We start from the raw sequence: 15,625 nt of genomic DNA, 5'->3' as shown, positions 1-15,625 counted from the left end.
CCGCACACCTGGCCGCAGGGACGGACGGCGCGGGTCATTCCGTGAACAGTGCGAGCGATACTTGCCTGCTTCCACGTTCTCCGCGGTCGCATCCCGGGCTACGGAGCCTGATGGGAGTTTCCGCATGAACCGCGTGGTGTCTGGCTTCTTCTGGATCAGTCTCTACCTGCTGGTCGTGCTGGTGCCCGTCTTCCTGATGCTCATCCCCCCGGCCCCGTCCGGGCGGTCCTTCTGGCTCGAGCTGTCCGTGGCGCTGGGCTTCGTGGGACTGACGCAGATCGCCGTTCAGTTCGTGCTCATCGCGCGCTTCAAGCGAATCACCGCGCCCTATGGCATCGACATCATCCTCCAGTATCACCGGCAGATCGCCATGGTCGCCGTGTGCCTGGTGCTGGCCCATCCGCTCATCATCGTCATCGACAACCCGTCTCGCCTGAAGCTGCTCAACCCGCTGGGCGGAAACTGGGCCAGCCGCTGCGCGCTGCTGAGCGTGCTGGCGCTCGTCACCCTGGTGGTGTCATCGCAGTTCCGCGAGCGGCTCAAAATCAACTACGAGCGCTGGCGCCTCCTGCACCTGCTGCTGGGCGTGGCCGCCATCGTCTTCGCCCAGCTTCATGCCTCCATGGCGGGCCTGTACACCAACACGCCGTGGAAGCACGCCATCTGGGTGGTGACGAGCGCCGCCATGGTCGCGCTCGTCGTCTACCTGCGCGTCCTGCGTCCCGCGTGGCAACGCAACTACCACTGGCGCGTCGCCGAGGTCCGACCGGAGCGCGGCGGCACGCATTCGCTGGTGCTGGAGCCCGTGGGCAACCACGGCATGCGCTTCGCCCCCGGTCAGTTCGCCTGGCTCAAGCTGGAGGGCACCCCCTTCACGCTGGAAGAGCACCCCTTCAGCTTCTCCTCCAGCGCCGAGCGCTCGGACCGGCTGGAGTTCGGCATCAAGTCACTGGGGGACTTCAGCGGACGCATTGGAGACGTGCCCCCGGGCACCCGCGCGTTCCTCGACGGTCCCCACGGCGCGTTCAGCATCGACCGCTATCCGGCCGCCGGCTACGTGTTCATCGCGGGCGGCGTGGGTATCACCCCCATCCTCTCCTTCCTGCGCACCATGGCGGACCGGAAGGACCCCAGGCCCGTCACGCTCTTCTACGCCGACACGGATTGGGAGAGCGTGGCCTTCCGCGAGGCCCTGACCGAACTGGAGGAGAAGGTGGACCTTCATTGCGTCTACGTCCTCAAGGAGCCCGCGGATGACTGGAAGGGAGAGCGCGGCGTCCTCACCGGCGAGGTGCTGGACCGGCACCTGCCGAAGGAGAAGCTCGCGCGGTTCTTCTTCATCTGCGGCCCGCCGCCCATGATGGCGGCGGTGCACGAAGCCCTGCGGGAGCGCGACGTCCCCGAGGCGCACATCCACCTCGAGAAGTTCAACCTCGCCTAGGCTGGAGCCTCTGCCACCATGCGACACCTCGTGGCGAACATCGCCACCTACACCATCGCCGCGCTGCTCATCCTCGGCTCCGCGCTGTTCGCCTGGATGCGCTCCTCTCAGCTCGTCCTCTCCGACGAGTACGCGACGCTGGCCCGATACGAACCCACCCCGGAGCACGACTTCGAATGGCGCGAGGTGGGCGAGCACGCCTACGCGAGCAACTGCCGCAACTGCCACGGCCGTGAAGGCCAGGGCTGGGACCAGTACCCCGGCCTCACGGACACCGCGCGCCTCTTCGCCGCGCCGGGGGGACGCGAATACCTGGTGGAGCTGCACCTCCACGGACTGACGAGCCCCCGCTGGGGCGCCCCCATGCCGTCCATGGGCCACCTGCAGGACGTGGAGCTGGCGGCGGTGCTGAACCACGTGCTCACCCACTTCGGCAACACGCCCCCACCGGCGCGCGCCTGTACGTCCCGGCGGATATCGCCGCGCTGCGCGGGCCCAAGCGCTCACCGTGGGAGGTGAATGCGCTCAGGCCCGGCGGGGATGCACGAGCCGCTGAGCAAGGCTCGCCTCGGCGACAGGAATAGGACGGCGAGCGGCCCCGCCTTCAACGCGGCCGTGCCCGACACGCCGCCCGGTCTTCACGACGGACAGCGCCGCTCAGAGCCTGCGCTCAAGCTCCACGGCGCCGGCGAATCATCGCGCCGACCAGCAGCGCCACCCCCGCCGCGCCCAGCGCACCGGCGCCGCTGCACAGCCATCGGAATCGCGGACGTCCCTGCACGTCACCTCCGCGCTGATGGCGAGCCGCTGGTCCACGCCGTCCACCTGCACCGTGTAGGACTGCTCGACGAAGCGCTCTCCCTCGAACGCCTCCCTGCCGAAGATGAAGCCCGCCTCGTCACCTGGCGCGAGCGCCTGGGTGCACACACTGTCCGGACAGCTCGACAACGGCCAGTCGACCAGCGTCACCGTCTGCGCACAGGCGTTGCGCACGCTGCTCAGTCCGCATCTGACGGACGCGCGGAAGATGAGGCACGGCACCTCGGAGACGACGCTCTGGTTCGACGTGGAGCACGGGCACGGCACCGACTCCGCCCGGGCGATTCCCGACAGTCCCAGCACACTGGCGCAGCCCAGCCAGGTCATCATGCGCCGGGCGCGAACAAGCATTCCTTGCATCACTGCACCCCAACCGATTGCGCCGGCCCCGTCCGCGGCGCGCATCCTGTCCCGGACACGGCCGCGCGCCAAGTCACCGTTGCCGGGTGAGGGGTATCGCCTCCACCGCGCTACTTGGTCCCGAAGAGCCGGTCGCCCGCGTCGCCCAGGCCCGGGAGGATGTAGCCGTGCTCGTCCAGCCGCTCGTCGATGGCCGCGGTGTAGACGTGGACGTCCGGGTGGTGCTCGCGCAGGTTCGCCAGGCCCTCCGGGCACGCCAGCAGACAGACGAAGCGCAATGAGCCGGGCTTGCTCTTCTTCAGCCGCTGGAGCGCGGCCACCGCCGAGTTCCCCGTGGCGAGCATCGGGTCGCACACCACCACGTCCCGGTCCGCGAGCTGGCCGGGCACGCGGTAGTAGTACTCCACCGGCGACAGCGTCTCCGGGTCCCGGTACAAGCCGATGTGCCCCACGCGCGCGGAGGGCACCAGCTGCAACATCCCGTCGAGGATGCCCTGCCCCGCGCGCATGATGGCCACCAACACCAGCTTCTTGCCATCCAGCACCGGCGCCACCGTGCGCGCCATGGGCGTCTGGATTTCTTCCTCGCGCACCTTGAGGTCTCTCAGCGCCTCATACGCGAGCAGCAGCGAGATTTCCTGGAGCAGCGCCCGGAAGGAGGCGGTGCTCGTCTCCACCCGGCGCATCTGCGTGAGCTTGTGCTTCACCAGCGGGTGGTCCACCACTGTGCAGTTCGGAAACTCCATTGCGTCCTCCCGTCAGAACACCGTGCCGTCACTGTCCACGCGGATGGGCGGCCCACCCCCGGGACGCCGCTCCGCCGCCACGCGCCGGCCCGCGGTCCACGTGCCACCTTGGAGCACCTTCCCCAGCGGCAGCTCCTCCGCGCTCAGGCCCAGCCGGCCACGCACCAGCGCCGCCACCCGGTCCAGCAGCGCCACCGTCAGCGCGCGCCACTCCACGATGGGCTCGTCACCCGGGTGGAAGGACTGCGTGAAGAGGCGCGGCTCCCGGGGAGACAGCACGCCCAGGTCCACCAGCAGGCCACCGTTGCGGTACTCGGGCAGGCCGGTGAGGCCATCCAGCTCCGTCACCACCACACCGGCCTCGGACAGCGGCTCCACCAGGGAATACGTCAGCCACTGCGACAGCTTGTGGAAGGGCACCAGCGCCTCCAGGCTCTCCACCGACCCCAGCGCGGGATGTGGCCACACGTCGCCCAGGTTCACCGCGTCCACCATCACCCGGCCCGGCCAGATGGGACCCAGCACCTCCAACACCAGGCCCAGCAGCTCCGCGGCGCGCACGCTGCGCTGCTGCGCGGTGATGATGTCCAGCAGCGTCCCTGGCCGAGGCAGCACCTTCGCCAGCCCGTGCAGCAGGTGCAGCCGGCCCTCCAGCCCATCCACCGGGTTGGCATCCGTCACCTGCATGCCCTGCGCGAGCGCCTCGCGCGTGAGCCGCCCCAGCGCCTCCGCGTCCACGCGCAGCGGCCGGTCCGGGTCCGACGAGAAGCGCCCCTCCATGAACATGCGGAAGCTGGCCACGGCCAGCCCCTCGGAGCGCGCCCACGTCTTTCCGCCGGCCTCCTGGTAGCGCCACTGCGGGCCACTGCCCGCGTCCAGCAGCACGCTCACCACCACCAGGTCCAGCTTCGCGCGCGCCCGCTCTTGAAGAGAGGCGTCCTTCAGCCGCGCCTCCAGCTCCGCCAACCGCGCCACGCCGCCCACGTCGAAGTGGCGCCAGCGGCTGTGCAGCGGCACGTCCAACGTGGGGTAGTGCTCGCGCGTCACGTGCAGCACCGTGTCCACGACGATGGGCAGCCGCGACGGCTCGACACGGAAGTGCTCCAGCTTGCCCGCCAGCCCCAGGTCCAACAGCTGGTGGCAGCGCTCGCGGATGGCGGACGGCGTGCGCAGCCACGCCACCGCGGGAGAGAGGTCCGACCTGGCCAATGAGGAATCAGACATCGAGGTCCCGCCCCTTCACCTGCGCCAGCCCCGCCGCGTCCGCCACCGGCCCTTGCGTGAAGTAACCCGCGGCCTTCTTCGCCTCCATCTCCACCTTGGCGTCTGCGGGGATGAGCTCGTCGGGGATGGGGACGCGCTCCAGGATTTCGATGCCCGAGCGCGTAATCGCGTCGTGCTTCATGTCGCTCATCGACACGAAGCGGTGGATGCGGGTGATGCCCAGCCAGTGCAGCACATCCGGCATCAGCTCCTGGAAGCGCATGTCCTGCACGCCGGCCACGCACTCGGTGCGCTGGAAGTAGGTGGCCGCGGAGTCACCGCCCTCCTGCCGCTTGCGCGCGTTGTACACGAGGAACTTCGTCACCTCGCCCAGCGCCCGGCCTTCCTTGCGCAGGTAGACGATGAGCCCCGCGCCGCCCGCCTGCGCCGTGCGCACGCACTCCTCGATGCCGTGCGCCAGGTAGGGCCGGCAGGTGCAGATGTCGCTGCCGAACACGTCGGAGCCGTTGCACTCGTCATGCACGCGCGCCGTCAGCGGCACGTCCCGGTCCGCCAGCGTCTCGATGCCGCCGAAGACGTACAGCGTCAGCCCGCCAATGGGCGGCAGGAAGACGTGCAGGTCCGGACGCGTAATCAGCTCCGGGAACATGCCGCCCGTCTGCTCGAAGAGGCCGCGGCGCAGCGCGCTCTCCGTCATGCCGAAGCGCTTCGCGATGCCCGGCAGGTACCACACCGGGTCCACCGCGGCCTTCGTCACCTTGATATCGCCGTTGCCGCGCAGCAGGTCCCCGTCCGGCGTCAAGCGCCCGGCATCGATGGCGTCGCGCACCTCGGGGAAGTTGATGTGCGCCTTGGTGACGGCGATGGTCGGCCGGAAGTCGATGCCCTGCTCCGCGAAGGGCCGGAAGGCCTGCGGCGCGATGGCGCCCCAGGGGTCCAGCGAGACGATGCGCTGCGGGTCGCTCCACGACGGATGCGGCCCCACCTGCGCGGCGGGCGCGGTGTTCTTCAGGTCGGCCCGGTGGTCCTGCGGCAGCATGCCCGCGGCCACGGCGAGCGCGCGGTACACGGCATACGCGCCGGCATGCGTGCCGATGACGTTGCGGTGCCCGGCTTCCGTCAGCGTGGCGACGACAGGGCCGCGGCGCGTCGGCTCGCCGTCTCCCCAGCGGATGGGGACGCTGGGGACGTCGCCATCCGGGTGGGAGGTGAGGCGGATGTGATTGGGATTCTTTTTCTCGGCCATGGGAGCGCCCTCCTTGCGGGCGCGGGAGCAAAGTCGGGGTGCGGGGGGCGATGCTTCGCGTCGTGGAGCGCGCTTCAGCTCATCCACGAGCCGTCGGTCCGGGCCGACCACTTGCGGGTGACCTTCTTCACCTGCGTCCAGAAGTCGAGGCTGGACGGCCCGGTGATGTCCCCGTGCCCGAAGCGCGAATCCCCCGTGCCACCGAAGGAGAACGGCTCACGCGGGACAGGGACGCCCACGTTGACGCCCACCATGCCGGCGCGCACGCCCTCCACCACCGTCTGCGCCACCCCACCGTTCGTGGTGAAGATGGACGCCGCGTTGCCATAGGGCGACGCGTTCTCCACCGCCAGCGCCGCGGACAGCGTGGGCACCCGGACGATGGAGAGCACCGGGCCGAACAGCTCGCGCCGCGCGGCCTCCATCTCCGGACGCACGCCGTCCAGCAGCGTGGGGCCCAGCCAGTTTCCGCCAGACCACGGCTCGCCCTGCGGCTTGTGGCCACGGCCGTCCAGCAGCACCCGCGCGCCCTCGGCCTCCGCGCGGGCAATGGCCGTCTCCAAGCGGTCCAGCGAGCCCCGGTCGATGAGCGCGCCCATGCCGGGGCCCAACTCCAGCTTCGCCGCGCGGCGGACGACTTCCTGGAGAATGGACTCCACGTTGCCCACCGCGAGCAGCACGCTGGCCGCCATGCAGCGCTGGCCCGCACAGCCGGTGAACGAGTCCACCACCGCCTGCGGCGTCAACTCCGGGTCCGCGTCCGGCACGACGATGAGGTGGTTCTTCGCGCTGCCCAGCGCCAGCACGCGCTTGCCGCGCTTGCAGCCCTCCGCGTACAGGTGGCGCGCCACCGCGGACGAGCCGACGAAGCCCACTGCCTGCACGTCCGGGTGCGCCACCAGCGCGTCCACCGCCTCCTTGCCGCCGTGCACGACGGAGAAGACACCCGCGGGGTAGCCGGCCTCACACATGAGCTCGCCCAGCGCGCACGCGGTCAGCGGCACCTTCTCCGAGGGCTTGAGGATGAAGGCGTTACCCAGCGTGACGGCGATGGGGAACATCCACATCGGCACCATGGCCGGGAAGTTGAACGGAGTGATTCCGGCGACGACGCCCAGCGGCTCGCGGCGGTACTCACAGGAGATGCCGCGGCTGACCTCCAGGTGCGCACCCGTGTCGAGGTTCTGGAGGGACAGCGCGAAGTCGCAGACCTCCATGCCCTTGAGCAGGCCCGCGCGGGCCTCCGCCACTGTCTTCCCCGCCTCGCTGGCGGCCAGCTGGGCCAGGGCGTCCAGGTCGCGCTCGAGGAACTGGCGGAAGCGGTACAGGTACTGCGTGCGCTCCCGCAGCGGAGTGTCCTTCCATGACGCCGCCGCCGCCTTCGCGGCCTCCACCGCCTGGGCGACTCCGGAGGCGGGCGTCAGGGGAACCCTGCCAATGACGGTGCCCGTATATGGGCTCCGGACATCGAGGTGCGCCGCACCGGGCGGCACCTGCCAGCTTCCTCCAACGAGGTTACGGCACGAGACGACGCTCCGCGGAAGCTGGATGAAGGACACGCACACCCCCCAGGTGTCTGGCGTGAAGAAATGGCCTGCCATTGTAACCAGGGGAATGGACTGACATGCAACCCCGGGGTCCCCGAGGGTGCCTTCAGACACGCCCAATGGAAGACATCCCGGCACTCACTCTGTCAGGTAGCAGACCCATCTCTCGGACGGGTGTGAGGGATTGCGTTCAGCGGGCGTCAGGCGCCGCCAGCAGGCCGCGCAGCCGGGCGATGGTGGCCGTGTCATCGGCATCCGGCGGGAGGCCCAGGGCCTGGACTTCGTCGTACAGCGCGAGCGCGTAGTGAATGCGTGAAGTGGCCGTGGCGGTGTCGCCCTGCTCGGCGATCAACTCTCCGTCCTCGGCGACCAGGCGCGCGAGCACCTTCACGCGCGTGGGGGAGCCCAGCAGCCGCGCGGTGGACACCGGGTCCGCCATCAGCAGCGCGGCGTACTCCATGCCCAGCGTGGACAGCGCCGTCTCCTGGATGAGGCGCTGGGCGTCCGCGAGCTTCTTCTCCCGGCGCGCCTTGATGATGCGGGCCAGCGCGGCGGCGAACTCCTCGATGAGCCGCTCGATGTAATCCTTGCGAAGGGACATGGCGGCCCGAAGGTAACCGCGGAGCGGGGGGCGTGCACGCCTGGGTCTTCTGTCGGCTAGGCCCCCGGGCATCACGACTGTCTACCTACGCCCAACCGGAGAGGGTAGCGGCGCTGGGCCCACCTGACAGGCGCCAGGAGTTCGCTGAGCGCGACGTCACTGCGTTTGGGCATCTCGTGGCTCTGGGTCGGACTCCTCTTGTATTCCTGGCCTGGTCTCGCAGGAGTGCGCCCCGGAACCGGAGGACTTGGATGAGAGCGCATGCGGTCCTCTGGCTGGTGCTGGCGCTTGCCGTCACAGGCTGTTCGACCACGCGACTCGTGCGCCTGGACACCGGAGACGGGCCTCCCATCGTCCACACGCCCTTTGCAGAGGACGGCGACGGGCCCGTGGAACTGGTCGACGATGAATTCGAGGAGACCATGGTGGCGCTCGCTCGAGGTGTGCAGCCCTTCGCCAATCCCCTGCGAGAGGCCCGCCGACTCTTCGGCATTCCCGAGCGAAGTGGCGTGTACCTGTACGAGGGGCGCGGCCCCCGGCTCATCCCCCTGGACGAAGAGAAGGACCCTGGCGGTCCGCGTCTCCTGGAAGTCTACGCGGATGACGAACTGACGCGCGACTATGGCCGCTGGTGCGAGCGCAAGTCGCAGCCCGGTGACTGCCTGCGCCTGTTGGCAGAAGGCCCGCTGCTGGCCAGCGACGGCAAGTACTCGCTGGCCATGGCCATCGCCATGGACTCGGTGTGGGAAGAGACAGCAGAGGCGCTGGAGGACATGACCGACCCACAGGCGCTGCTGGCGACGGTGAGTGCTTCGGTCAGCATGTACCTGCTCCTCTGGTCGCTACCCGAGCCAGTGAGCAAGGGGCTGGCCGCGCTGCTGACAGCCTCGGCCATTGCCTACCTGGGCGTGGATACCGTGTGGCGCATTCTGGACGGGTGGATGGCGCTGGTGCGCGAAGTGGACCGGGCCACCACCTTCGCGCAACTCGGCGAGGCGGGCGAGGCGTACGGCGAAGTGCTCGGGGAGAACGCGGCGCGCGTCTTCGTCATGCTGGCCACGGCGGCGATAAGCAATACGGCGGGCCTGGCGGCGCAGTCCTCGAGACTGCCGGGCTCGGCGCAGGCTGCGCTCGCGGTGGAGACGCAGGCGGGCTATCAGTACTTGGCTATCAGAAGCGTGCAGTCGGTGGCGATGACAGCCGAGGGCTTCACTGTCGCACTGGCGCCCAACGCGGTCGCCATGGCGGCCCAAGGCATGAGCGGCGGCCGCCCCGAAAACCACCACCTCGCGACGAACAAGAACGGCGTCTCCACCGTGCGCGGCGGGCCCTGGACGCCCCGGTTCAAAAGAATCTTCAAGAAGGCCGGGATGGAGCTGGAAGACCCTGAGAACATCGTGCCCGTAAAGGGCCACAAGGGCCCCCATCCCCAGAGGTATCATGAGCGAGTCTACGCACGCCTGGAGGAAGCGACGAAAGGCTGCCGGAAGATGACCGAGTGCCGGGAGGCCTTGGTCAACGAACTCAGACAACTCGCCAAGGAAGCCGCCGCCCCGGGCTCCGGCTTGAACAAGCTCCTCACTCGAACCGAGTGATACCGAGGCGCCACGATGGCCAAGAGGTATTTCCAGCTCGCCGACAACGTTTCCATTCCGGGCCGTTGGGAGTTGGGCCACCCCGCAGATGCGCAAGGTCGCGAAGTAGACGACCCTTGGATGTTCCGGGAGGGCCATCCCGTGGAGGTGAGCCAGCGATTCACGGTTCCTATCGAGGAGCCGGGCAAGGCCCTTGATTTTTCTCTCGCGGGCTTCAGCACTCCCGTGGTCAGCGCCAGCGTGGCCAACATCTTCCTGGAGATGGCTCCCAAGGACGTGCAGCTCCTCCCCGTGGACCTCCGAGACCACCTGGACCCGTACTTCATCCTGGTGGCCACGAGGCTCATTCGCTGCATCGACGACGCAGCATCGGAAGAGGTCCTTTACTGGCGCCCGGAGGATGGGCGGCCCGAGAAGGTGGGGCAGTACCGGGATGTCTACGGCATGCGCGTCGACCGCGCCCAGGTTGGCAACGCCCAGGTGTTCCGCACTTGGGGCTGGTCCATCGCCCTCATCGTCTCCGAGGACATCAAGCAGGCTTTGGAGCGTGCGAAGGCTACCGGCGTGAAGTTCACACCGGTGTAGTTCGCGCAAACGCCCCCTGTCCCCTGCATTCCCACGGCTTCCGGGCCGAGGCCCCCAGGGACCCGACAGCGACGCGGAAGGCCGGGAGACGGAAGACATCCTGAGCCGGAGAGCGGACGGCGGAAGAGGAGGAGCCGCTGAGAGGAGAGAAGCGCATGGGGAAGTTCCTTCGGGGAGGGGTTGGAGGGCTGCTGTAGGCGCCCCACGCACCAGTAGCAGCAGGTGTGTCAACCGTCGGGAACCCTCGCGCACCCGCCAAGTCCCTGATTTCGCTTGAGTCCCTGGAGCGTCCGCGTCCCGTGAGGCCCTGGCCCCTGGTGACTGCCGTCAGGGGCGGTGGTCGCAGTCACCAGGCTCCGTCCGGCAGCCGTGCCGACATGCTGGCGCGCTAACGTAGCGGCCTTCTCGTCGTGGAGGGGATGCGGGACATGAGCCAGAACGGAAGCAGTGCCGAAAGCGCGCGCGTGCGCTGGCTGGTGGTGGGTGCCTTCTCCCCGTCCCCCTCGGGTCGGCGCTTCCCGCTCACGGTGAACACCTTCGGAGATGAGCTCGCGCGCGCCGCCAGCGGGCTCCGCGTCACCGTGGCGGACCGGCTGGGCGCGGGTGACACGCGCACCGTCGAGCTGTCCTTCGACCGGCTGCGCGCCTTCAGCTACGCGGACGTCATTACCCGCGTCCCGGAGCTGCGCGCCCTGCAGCACCTGCATGAATCACTGTCCACGTCCGACCCGCTGCGCACGCTGACGCCCGACGAGGCCGCCACACGCGTGGCCACCGTCACCGGCCCGGGCCGCCTGCCGGACGCGGTGGCCGAGGCCCTGCGCGCGGCCTCCACGCCGCCCACCCCCACCGCGCCTGCCGCGCCCACCGAATCCGGCGAGGACCTGGTGGAGACGCTCCTCAGCCGCGCCGACGCGAGCACGCCCGCCGCCGCGTCTCGCGCGGTGGATGCCTTCCTGCGCGCCATCAATCCGCGCGTGCCCGCCACGCCCACGCCCGTCGTCACACCGGAGGCCGCCACCCGGCAGACGGCCCGGGATTTGGTGGAGGAAGCGCTGCTCCTCACGGCGAAGGACCTGCTCGGCGCCGAGCCCGTGGCCCACCTGGAGTCCGCGTGGCGTGGCCTCAAGTGGCTGCTGGACCAGGTGCCCGCGTCCTCGGGCATCTCCGTGGAGGTGCTGGACGTGGCGCGCGCCGGGCTGCTGGACGCCGTGCAGGGCGCGCTGGGCGCCGAGCCCTTCGAGCGCCCTGACGCCGTCTTCATCGTGGATGCCACCGACGACGTCGCCCTCCTGGGCAAGCTCGCGGCGATGGGCGAGCGCGCGCAGCTCCCGGTGGTGGCCGCCGTGTCCGCGCCGCTCCTGGGCGTGGCGCAGGCGGAGCTGGCCGTGGCGCTGGAGGAGGAGCGCGAGCACGTCTCCGAGGCCTGGACGGAGCTGCGCCAGGAAGAGTCCGCGCGCTGGCTGTGCGCCGTCATCAACCGCGCGGTGGTGGCCAGCGAGGGTCGCGGCGCGGCCCGGCGCGTGAGCTTCACCAGCCCCGCGCTGGCGGTGGCGGCGATGCTGGCGGCCAGCTTCCGGGACACCAGCGCCTTCGCGCGCATCATGGGTCAGCAGGGCGGCCTGAAGGCGCCGGCCATGTGGGAGCTGCCCACCGGCCGAGATACCGGGCTGAGCATTCCCACCGAGCACTTCCTCCCCATCCGGGCGCAGGCGCGGCTGGAGGAGCGCGGCATCCTGGGCCTGGGCAGCGGGCGCAACGCGGACGCGGTGCTGCTGGCCGCCGCGCCCATGGTGTTCGGCGGAGGCTACGCGGTGCCGCTGCCCGCGCAGCTGCTCACCGGGCGCATCGTGCGCTTCGCCACCTGGGTGCGGGACCAGCTGCCCGCGGGCACCGGCGGCGACGACGTGGACGCCATCTTCTCGCAGGCCGCGGAGGTGTTCCTCTTCCGGGGCGCCACGGAGAACGGGCAGCTGCGCGGCCAGCTGGTGGCCACGGACAACGGCCGCGGCGTGCACGTCACCGCCACCGTCCGCCCGGAGCACGCGGGCACGCGCTTCCAGCTCGCCTTCACCCTGCCGCTGCGCGGCTGAAGTCAGTCCTTCTTGAAGCGCAGCACGTAGCCTTCGAGGAACACCGTGGGCAGGTCCAGGTCGCCCACGGGTTCGCGCACGAAGCCGCGCCGCTGGTACATGCGCCCCACGCCCTCCGCGCCCCTGCGGACGTGGAGGCACACGGCGTCCACGCCCCACTCGCGAGCCCGGGCCTCGGCGGCGTCCAGGAGGGGTTGGGCCAGCCCGGTGCCATGGTGGCTCACGGCGGTGGCCGGCCGCGCAGGTCGGCCGCGTTGGGCAGCCAGGCCTCGGAGCCGGGGGCACCGGGCTTGAAGAGGGCGACGGTGCCCACCACCTGCCCGTCCACCTCGGCCACCAGCACGGTGGCCACCTTGCGCCGGGACGCGACGTCCCGCAGCTCGCGCTTGCGCTCGTCGCCATAGACGACTTCCGGGAGCTTCTTCGCGTACTGGGTGAGGAAGGCCTCCACCAACAACTCCCCCACCACCGCGTCATCCTCGGGCCGCGCCTCGCGAACGAGGGCCCGCTCTACGACATGCCGGGTGTCCATGGCCCGGAACTCTACGGCCGGCCGTGCGCCCGCGCGATTTCACCCCGACCAGCCCCGCTCATGTCTGCGAGCAGGCCGACACTGCGTCGGCGTCACCACGTGCCCAGGGTGGCAATCAGGTTGCCCGTCTTCGCGTCGAAGACATCCAGCCACACCCAATGAGGGACATAGACGCGCCCGCCGTGCTCCTTGATCTGGGACACCCCCGAGCCGCTCTTGGAGTTGGGGATGGGGACGTCCCACCCCACGCGCCCCGTCAGCAGGTCCCTACGAACGAGTTGCTCCCCGCCCTCCTTCAACGCGTAGACCATGAAGAGCGCGTCCTCGGAGAAGTCGACGACGTCCACCGTGGACTCCTTCACGTTCCTGGGGTCCATGTCCGCGACGTTCTCCGTCCACAGCGCGGCCTTCTCGCCCCGCCGGAACACCGCCACCATGGGCACCCGGCTCCCAGGGCTCCGTTCACCCATCGCGACGTCCAGGTCCTCGAGCTTGTAGACGTGCTCCGCCTGGAATCCCGGAACGGCGGGAAGGTTGCGCGGGCGCACACAAGGGACGGGACTCTTCCTGAACACCGGAACGAAACAGAGCTGGTGGTTCCATTTGACCGGCGCGCAGGGGGGCGGAGGCTCGATGGCGGGCCGGGCGGTCGCCGTCTTCGTGTTGAACGAGAGGTTCTGCCCATCGACCACCTCGACCCAGACGGACTCGGTGTCGTCCTTCGGGATGCAGAGCCTGTTGGGCTTGTCCGAGAGCGCCACCCGCCCGAGCGGCTTGCCCGTCTTCGGCTCGAGGAGGTGCACCGCGCCCGGCTCACTCATCACCACGCGGTCACCCTGGTGAACGACGTGCACCGCGCCGGACAAGTCCGAGGCCGTCCCCTCGAGGTCCGCTTCCCAGAGCAGGTCGAACGACTTCCCATCGAACGCGGCAACCTGGTTGCGCGTCTCCGTCTTTCCGGGAACGAGACTGAAGCGACGGATACGGCCGATGATGTCGTCGGATCCATCACCGTTGAGGTCCACGGCGAGGGGAACACCCTGGGAGTTCCATTGGAACTTCGCCTTCTTCTCCGCCACCGGTGGCGGCGCCACGACGACGGGAGACGGCTCCGGGACGCTCGTGGGGATGGGCCCGCCGGTGGACGACGTAGCGGAGTTGAACCTGTAAAAGGCCACGAGCCCCACCGTGAAACAGACCGACAGGATGCCTCCCACCAACAGGCCGCCCGTGTTCCCGCCCGCCCCCGTCGAGGCCGGCGCCTGGTACTCGGGACGCGGCGCCTTCTCGCCCTGCGTGTCGATGGAGGCGTTGCAGTAGCCACAGGTGTAGAGCACCCGGCCTTCCTCGAGGACGATGGGCGCATGACAACGAGGGCACCGAGGCGATGTTGGACGGGCACGAGCCATGCCCGGTTTCTATCATCCGACCCTGCACGGCTGCGTCAGAGATAATTGCCGATGAACCACGGCAGCCGCTCGCCCAGCTTCTGCAAGAGCCCGCGCCGCTTCCACCCGCTCCAGTGGATTTCTCGCGAGTGGCGTAAATCTTTCTCAAAAGATGCGGCGAGCTGCGCCGCCAGCGTCGGGTCCTCCACCACCACCGAGCACTCCTCCAGCGTCGTCAACGCCAGCGGGTCCATGTTGGTGGAGCCCACGACGGACAGGGAGTCATCCACGAGCATCGTCTTGGAATGCATCATCGACAGCTCGTACTCCCAGATGCGCACGCCGCCCTCCAGCAAGCGCGCATAGGACGCCCGCTGCGCCGCGTGCACGGGCCCGACGTCATGGTGCCGCCCGGGCACCAGCACCCGCACGTCCACGCCTTGCCTCACCTTCTCCAGCAACATGTCACTGATGGCGTCGGAGGGAATGAAGTAGGAGTTCGCAATCCAGAGCCGCTCCTTCGCCGCCGCGATGGTGAGCAGCGTCATCCGCCGCGCGTCCGACAGGAAGCGGTTGTCCGTGCTGGCCACGAAGCCCGCGCGCGCATCCCCCGCGTAGCGAGGCTCCGGGAAGTCCGTTGCCGGCAGGAAGTCTCCACCCGCCTCCTGCCAGTTCTGCGCGAAGGCGACCTGCATCTCCCGCACGGCCGGGCCCTCCACGCGGATGTTCATGTCGCGCCAATAATCCGCGCTCTGCGCATTGCCCATCCAGCTCTTCCAGATGCCCCAGCCGCCGGTGATGCCCACCTCGCCATCCCGCACCACCATCTTCCGGTGGTTCCGCGCCCTCAGGCGGACCGCGTCCAAGGCCACGAAGTCGCCTTGGATGGGCCGGAAGTAGCGCGCGTCACAGCCGCTGGCCGCCAGCGCGGGAATCACTGCCTCGAAGTTGATGCTGCCCAATGGGTCCACGAGCACGCGGCACGCCACCCCGGGCCGCCGCGCCGCCAGCGCTCGCACCAGCCGGTCCGACGGCTCACCGGGCCGCCAGATGTAGCTGGTGATGTGGATGCTGGTGCGCGCGGCGAGAATCTCCTCCTCGATGGCGTCGAAGATGAAGCCGTTCTCCACCAACTCCACGCGGTGCCCTGGCACCAGCGCCACGCCCAATGACTGAAAGAACGCGAGCGAGCGCGCCTCCGGGCTGCTCCCCGGCAACGCGCGCAGGCGCAGGTCATGCCGGTGATTGGGAGCGGGACACCCGGCGGCAATCAACACCACGGGCACGAGCCAGGCGAGCTTCACCGCCGGAAACTAAGCGCCCATGGCCCGCGGCGCACCTGCCGATGTCTCACGCAAGACACCCCGAGACGCGCGGCGGGCACATCTCCACCGTGAGGGTGGAAGCCACTGCCTCGCATGCGCACCTTCGGGACACACCGCGTGTCG

Annotated in this window: 12 protein-coding genes and 2 pseudogenes; 5 read left to right on the top strand and 9 right to left on the bottom strand. The window is 69.6% G+C overall.

Features of this window, described 5'->3' with window-relative positions:
- The first annotated feature begins 124 nt into the window (after positions 1 to 124).
- A complete protein-coding gene (locus tag QEG98_RS00630; protein WP_316565351.1) occupies positions 125 to 1,441 on the top strand; it encodes a ferric reductase-like transmembrane domain-containing protein in 1,317 nt (438 codons plus the stop codon).
- A gap of 18 nt (positions 1,442 to 1,459) precedes the next feature.
- Complete coding sequence (locus QEG98_RS00625) at positions 1,460 to 1,960, top strand: cytochrome c (protein ID WP_316565350.1); 501 nt, start codon at positions 1,460 to 1,462, stop codon at positions 1,958 to 1,960.
- Between the two features lie 151 nt (positions 1,961 to 2,111).
- Here QEG98_RS00625 and QEG98_RS00620 read toward each other — a convergent pair.
- The 6 genes and pseudogenes from QEG98_RS00620 to QEG98_RS00595 all read right to left on the bottom strand — a co-directional run bounded on the left by QEG98_RS00620 (position 2,112) and on the right by QEG98_RS00595 (position 7,984).
- Positions 2,112 to 2,620, bottom strand: a pseudogene (locus QEG98_RS00620) (MXAN_0125 family MYXO-CTERM protein).
- Between the two features lie 110 nt (positions 2,621 to 2,730).
- Entirely contained in the window at positions 2,731 to 3,366 is a 636-nt protein-coding gene (gene upp, locus QEG98_RS00615) for a uracil phosphoribosyltransferase (protein WP_316565349.1), read from the bottom strand.
- 12 nt (positions 3,367 to 3,378) lie between these two features.
- Positions 3,379 to 4,590, bottom strand: a complete 1,212-nt coding sequence (locus QEG98_RS00610; RefSeq protein WP_090491048.1) for a DUF1688 family protein — start codon at positions 4,588 to 4,590, stop codon at positions 3,379 to 3,381.
- The gene (locus QEG98_RS00605) at positions 4,583 to 5,836 is read right to left on the bottom strand and encodes a GTP cyclohydrolase II (RefSeq protein WP_090491049.1); all 1,254 of its coding nucleotides are present in this window, start codon (positions 5,834 to 5,836) and stop codon (positions 4,583 to 4,585) included. The genes QEG98_RS00610 and QEG98_RS00605 overlap by 8 nt, the downstream gene beginning before the upstream one ends.
- Positions 5,837 to 5,910: 74 nt before the next feature.
- Entirely contained in the window at positions 5,911 to 7,437 is a 1,527-nt protein-coding gene (locus QEG98_RS00600) for a CoA-acylating methylmalonate-semialdehyde dehydrogenase (RefSeq protein ID WP_090491050.1), read from the bottom strand.
- A gap of 136 nt (positions 7,438 to 7,573) precedes the next feature.
- On the bottom strand, positions 7,574 to 7,984 hold the full coding sequence (locus tag QEG98_RS00595) for a hypothetical protein (RefSeq protein WP_316565348.1): 411 nt from the start codon (positions 7,982 to 7,984) through the stop codon (positions 7,574 to 7,576).
- A 251-nt stretch (positions 7,985 to 8,235) separates the two neighbouring features.
- Here QEG98_RS00595 and QEG98_RS00590 point away from each other — a divergent pair, with 251 nt between their 5' ends.
- The 3 genes from QEG98_RS00590 to QEG98_RS00580 all read left to right on the top strand — a co-directional run bounded on the left by QEG98_RS00590 (position 8,236) and on the right by QEG98_RS00580 (position 12,257).
- Positions 8,236 to 9,579 (top strand): AHH domain-containing protein, encoded by a 1,344-nt coding sequence (locus QEG98_RS00590; protein ID WP_316565347.1) that lies wholly within the window; start codon positions 8,236 to 8,238, stop codon positions 9,577 to 9,579.
- A gap of 15 nt (positions 9,580 to 9,594) precedes the next feature.
- The gene (locus tag QEG98_RS00585) at positions 9,595 to 10,164 is read left to right on the top strand and encodes an imm11 family protein (protein WP_316565346.1); all 570 of its coding nucleotides are present in this window, start codon (positions 9,595 to 9,597) and stop codon (positions 10,162 to 10,164) included.
- Between the two features lie 428 nt (positions 10,165 to 10,592).
- The gene (locus tag QEG98_RS00580) at positions 10,593 to 12,257 is read left to right on the top strand and encodes a type VI secretion system contractile sheath small subunit (RefSeq protein WP_316565345.1); all 1,665 of its coding nucleotides are present in this window, start codon (positions 10,593 to 10,595) and stop codon (positions 12,255 to 12,257) included.
- 2 nt (positions 12,258 to 12,259) lie between these two features.
- Here QEG98_RS00580 and QEG98_RS00575 read toward each other — a convergent pair.
- From QEG98_RS00575 to QEG98_RS00565, 3 genes and pseudogenes are all read right to left on the bottom strand, one after another.
- Positions 12,260 to 12,789 (bottom strand): annotated as a pseudogene (locus tag QEG98_RS00575) (GNAT family N-acetyltransferase).
- 92 nt (positions 12,790 to 12,881) lie between these two features.
- Entirely contained in the window at positions 12,882 to 14,126 is a 1,245-nt protein-coding gene (locus tag QEG98_RS00570; protein ID WP_316565344.1) for a PQQ-binding-like beta-propeller repeat protein, read from the bottom strand.
- A 107-nt stretch (positions 14,127 to 14,233) separates the two neighbouring features.
- Entirely contained in the window at positions 14,234 to 15,481 is a 1,248-nt protein-coding gene (locus QEG98_RS00565; RefSeq protein WP_316565343.1) for a phospholipase D-like domain-containing protein, read from the bottom strand.
- Between the last annotated feature and the right edge of the window lie 144 nt (positions 15,482 to 15,625).

Source organism: Myxococcus sp. MxC21-1, assembly GCF_032612255.1.
GTDB classification, from domain to species: Bacteria; Myxococcota; Myxococcia; order Myxococcales; family Myxococcaceae; genus Myxococcus; species Myxococcus virescens.
Note: the sequence above shows the minus strand (reverse complement) of the source record. Positions and strands in the feature narration are given on the sequence as shown.